Origin of the sequence: Vibrio sp. V03_P4A6T147 (assembly GCF_002241085.1) — a bacterium.
GTDB lineage: Bacteria > Pseudomonadota > Gammaproteobacteria > Enterobacterales > Vibrionaceae > Vibrio > Vibrio anguillarum.
The window spans coordinates 1-4,740 of the sequence record NZ_NDIO01000186.1 but is presented as its reverse complement, the minus strand read 5'-3'; the positions used below and the strand labels follow the sequence as shown (position 1 = coordinate 4,740).

The 4,740-nt window shown below is 43.0% G+C and carries 2 protein-coding genes; one reads left to right on the top strand and one right to left on the bottom strand.

The window, feature by feature from the left end; all coding sequences use genetic code 11:
* Window positions 1-1,969 (bottom strand): methyl-accepting chemotaxis protein (locus tag B9J84_RS07560; protein ID WP_404206554.1); only part of this gene is annotated, 1,969 nt, incomplete at its 3' end.
* A gap of 248 nt (window positions 1,970-2,217) precedes the next feature.
* Between B9J84_RS07560 and B9J84_RS07555 the strand changes: the two genes are divergently transcribed.
* Window positions 2,218-4,569 carry a fatty acid cis/trans isomerase gene (locus tag B9J84_RS07555; protein WP_094123866.1) on the top strand — a complete coding sequence of 784 codons (2,352 nt, stop codon included), beginning with the start codon at window positions 2,218-2,220 and terminating at the stop codon, window positions 4,567-4,569.
* Window positions 4,570-4,740: the final 171 nt, after the last annotated feature.

Sequence of the window (4,740 nt, the reverse complement as noted above, 5' to 3'; positions counted from 1 at the left end):
TGAGTACAGTGACATTATCTTTTACTTGCGCTGACGTTTGGTTTGAGATTTGGCTAATACTTGCCACACTTTCCACCGAATTGACAACCTCTTGCATGAATTGAGTCATTTGGTGTGTTGATTGTTGTTGCAGATCGGCCGCCGAGGATAACTGGTGCATTTCCTTATCTAACGCCGTTATTTTTCCTTGTACGTCCATCATTTTGTTGAAGGCGTGGATGGTCTGCGCCGCACCTTCATTGGCAAGGTTCTGACTCATGTTAATTTCATTGACCACAGCCGCAGTCGCTGACTGTATGGCGTTTATAATAGTGTTAATTTCTGTGGTTGATTGAGTGGTTCGAGTCGCCAGCAGCCTAACTTCATCCGCTACCACAGCAAAGCCTCGTCCATATTCTCCGGCTCTTGCGGCCTCAATCGCCGCATTTAAGGCCAGAAGGTTAGTTTGTTCCGCTAATCCCTCTATTACTTCGGTCACACGCCCAATCGATTCGCTTTCTCGACTAAGATCGAGCACCAATTGCGTTGCCTTTTGTATGGTTTGATCAAGCTTATCAATACTTTTTCTATTTTGTTCTAGCGCCGAGGCTCCCTCTTTGAGCTCATTTTGTGATAACAAAAGAGATTGCGTAGATTGTTCAGCTTTTTCTGCGGTCGCCATAGAATACTGCGCCACATCGCTCAAACGTACTGTAACCTGCTCAATACTTGCTCGCTGCTGCTGTACTTGCTGCCGAGTGTTTGAGTTATAGTTCAGAAGCTCATCCATGTTTTGACTGACCTGTTGCGCTTTGGTACTGACTCCCTGAACGATCGTTCGCAGTGAGTTGTTCATATTGTTTATCGCGGCGGTAAGCTGAGATAGCTCGTCGCTACCTTCACACAAAAGTGCTGGTTGAGAGACATCTCCTGCCGCAATAATTTCGGCTCTCTTTCCAATTCGACTCACTCTGCGGCCGATATTCTTACCTAAGTAATTGGAAAGCAAAACAGCAACTGAAACAGTCACGGCAATCATGATAAATAACACGTTAATCACATTACTAATGCTACGACTCATCCTTTCGCCACTTTGCTCTGCTTTTGATTGTTGAGTGGCGATAACATCTTCAAGACGGTTAGTCATTTTATCTACGGCAGGCATAAGTTGTGTGGCCATTTTTTGATTGACGCCGTTCCATTGCTCAGATTGGCGTATTGCAATCACCTGCTGTGCGAGTGGGAAATAAAGCTGCTGCATCTCATTAAATAATGACCACAGACTCTGTTCATCATCCGATAGTAAAGAGGACTTTTCCACAATTTCAGCAACAGATTGGTTGTGAGAGTTAATTAGGTCTTGATATTTTTCGAGATGTTCAGGCTTCGCATACAGTAAGAAATCTCGCAACGATGCCAGTGCATTAGCTAACGAATTATAGCTGTCAGCATACAATTTAAAGAGACGTTTCCGCTCCCCTCCTTCTTTGTTAGTCGACTCGTCGTTAATCAGCCCTTGTAACTGGTCAAGTGCAACTTCTGCTATGGGGGCGGCCTCGTTAATGAATAATGTGTGGGCAGGTAAATTATCCTCACTTTGGCTCAGTAATACGATGCCTTGGATATGCGCTTTGATTACTGCCCATTCGCTTATGATCGCGGTGTATTGATCACTGAGAATCAGCGTTTCTAACACCGGTACCGTTTTGTCCATCTGTCCAATAATAGTTTCAAGTTTTGTCAGTTGCGCTGCACCCACTGCACTTTGAGAACCCACCAATAAATAGGCGCGTAACGTTGAAATAACCTCTTGCATCGACTGCTGAATATTTCGGCTAGTATTCACGGTTGGCAGATCCGTTTGCAGCAATGAATTGGTGTGAGTTTCGACTTGCGTAATACTGCGATAGGTAAAAAAGGTCGAAATGATAAGAAGCACCACCAGCAATAAAAAACTTAATTGCAACTTCCCTGATATCGAGAGTTTCATCCTTTGACTCCTCAAAATTTTCTTCGTTTAACTATAGCGGGTTCAATGGGTTTATTAAATGCGTATAGCCAATGCGAGTCTACCGTATACTCGTCTTATAACCCTAAATTGAGCATTGTGCGTTCAGTTGTGGCGTTTTATTCCACTCGGGCGATTTATCATCCCTAATGCGCTATTTTCATCGTTTTGTGGTGCATTTTGTTAATCTTTGCTTTAATTGGGACAAATATTCCTAAATTTCTCATGTTATGTCTTTTCATCGACTTATTATTCTTAGCATCGTGTTTTTTTCAGGATGTGCAATGTATGCGGGCTTGAACTATGACCAACTGTTTGGTGAAGCAAGCGTTCAGTCAAGACAATCGCCAGTAGATTCAAAAGAAGCCTCTTTCTTTTTAAATGATGTTAAACCCATCATCGATCAGCGCTGCGTGGTCTGTCACGCCTGTTATGATGCGCCCTGCCAGCTAAAAATGTCTTCAGTTGAAGGGATTGATCGTGGAGCCAGTAAAGCGTTGGTTTATCATGGTACGCGCCTGACGGCGTCGGCTCCTACCCGTTTGTTTGAAGATGCACAATACACAGAGCAGTGGCGAGATTTTGGTTTTCATCCTGTGCTGAACGAGAGATCTCAAGCGCCTACCGCGAATCTAGAAGCAGGATTAGTCGCGAAATTATTAATGCAAAAAGAGGAACATCCGTTACCAGAACAAGATCAGCTAAAAGGTTTTGATTTTTCGATAGATCGCGAACAAGTTTGTCCAACAATTGAAGAGTACGGACAGTACAAACAAGATCACCCAACGTGGGGAATGCCTTATGGCATGCCAAATCTTAGCCCTCTTGAATACAATACGCTACTCACGTGGCTAAGAGATGGCGCAATCATGAATGGCCATATTCCGCTCACTTCTGATCAGGAGAAATCGGTTGCGCAATACGAAAACTTTTTAAATAAAGGTACAGCAAAGAATCAGTTAATGGCTCGTTATATCTACGAGCATCTTTTTCTTTCTCACCTTTATTTTTCTGAACTTGCTGGTCAGCCTAGATTTTTCACTTTGATACGTTCGACAACGCCCCCGGGCGAGCCTGTTAACCGAATTGCGACAAGGCGTCCTTACGATAATCCTGGTGTAGAACGCGTCTACTACCGTTTGATCCCTGAGCAAGGCAGTATCGTGGATAAAACTCATTTACCCTATGCGTTGAATAAAAAACGTCTAGATGATTGGCAGGCATGGTTCATTCGGCCTAATTATCAAGTCTCGGTTTTGCCTAGCTATGATATTGAAGTTGCCGCCAATCCGATGACGGCATTTGATGCCCTTCCGGTTAAAGCACGCTTTCGATTTATGTTAGACAATGCTCAAAACACCATCATGGCTTTTATCAAAGGGCCAGTGTGTCGTGGTCAGCTAGCCCTGAATGTTATTAACGACCATTTTTGGGTGTTCTTTTTAGACCCAGAGAAAGCTGATTTACCCGAAGTGAATCAATTTTATCGCTCGCAAGCCGCGAATCTAAAACTGCCAAGCGAGTTGGAAAGTAACACGTTGCCTATTACTCATTGGGTCCGTTATGCGCATCAACAAGCACGTTATTTGAAAGCAAAGTCTGAATTTACTAATCAGTGGTTCAAAAATGGCGAGAACTTAACCACGGATGTACTGTGGATGGGTGATGGCTATAACCCGAATGCGGCACTGACTATTTTTAGGCATTTCGATAGTGCATCGGTAGTGCAAGGTTTGGAGGGAGAAAAACCCAAAACAGCATGGGTTTTAGACTATGCCCTACTAGAAAGAATCCATTATTTACTGGTGGCGGGTTTTGATGTTTACGGCAATTTCGGCCACCAGCTCATTACTCGCATGTTTATGGATTTTCTGCGTCTTGAAGGTGAAAGTAATTTTGTCTCTCTGCTGCCTAGAGAGATAAGGCACCAAGAGCAGTCAAGTTGGTATCAAAATCAAAGCACTCAACTCAGTGACTTTTTGCAACGTAACGTTGCCCCTTTTGATCAACCGACCAGTATTGTTTACCACACGCAAGATCCAAAATCTGAGTTGTTTGATCTTTTGAAGTCTGAGCTTCAACCTGTGTTATCAAATCGTTATTCGATAATTGACACTGGTTTTTCAAAGCGTAGTGAACAGATGTTAAATAGCATTAATAAGATCAAAGGTGAAGGGTTGTTGGCTGTGCCACAAATTATGATGTTGATGATCACGGCTGAAAATGGAGAGGATCAACTGTTTACTTTGTTACACAATAACGCCCATCTCAATATTTCAAGTCTATTTGATGAACAAAGCAACCGTGACCCAGCGAATGATGATTTGACTCTAGTGAGAGGTGTCATTGGCAGTTACCCTTCTGCTTATTTGTCACTGCATGAACACGAGATCGCAGAATTGGTGATGCTATTGAGTAAAATGCAAAATGAGCAGGACTACGTTAAGTTGCTCGATAGGTTCGCCATTCGCCGCAGTTCTTCGAAGTTTTGGCCGTTCAGCGATAAAGTTCATGCATGGTATCGAAAAAATCAACCTGTCGAATCTGGTTTACTTGACTACAATAGATTTGAAAACAGATAAAAGTCACCTTTAATGGGTGAGATAAGAGGTGCCAAATGACCATACGCGACAGCATTGAAGCACTAGAACAACAAATTTATGTAGCCTGTTCTGAAGGTGACTATGAGACAGTTAATCAGTTAGAACATCAGTTGGAAGTGTTACTGTATAAGGCACAACACCCTTTTGATG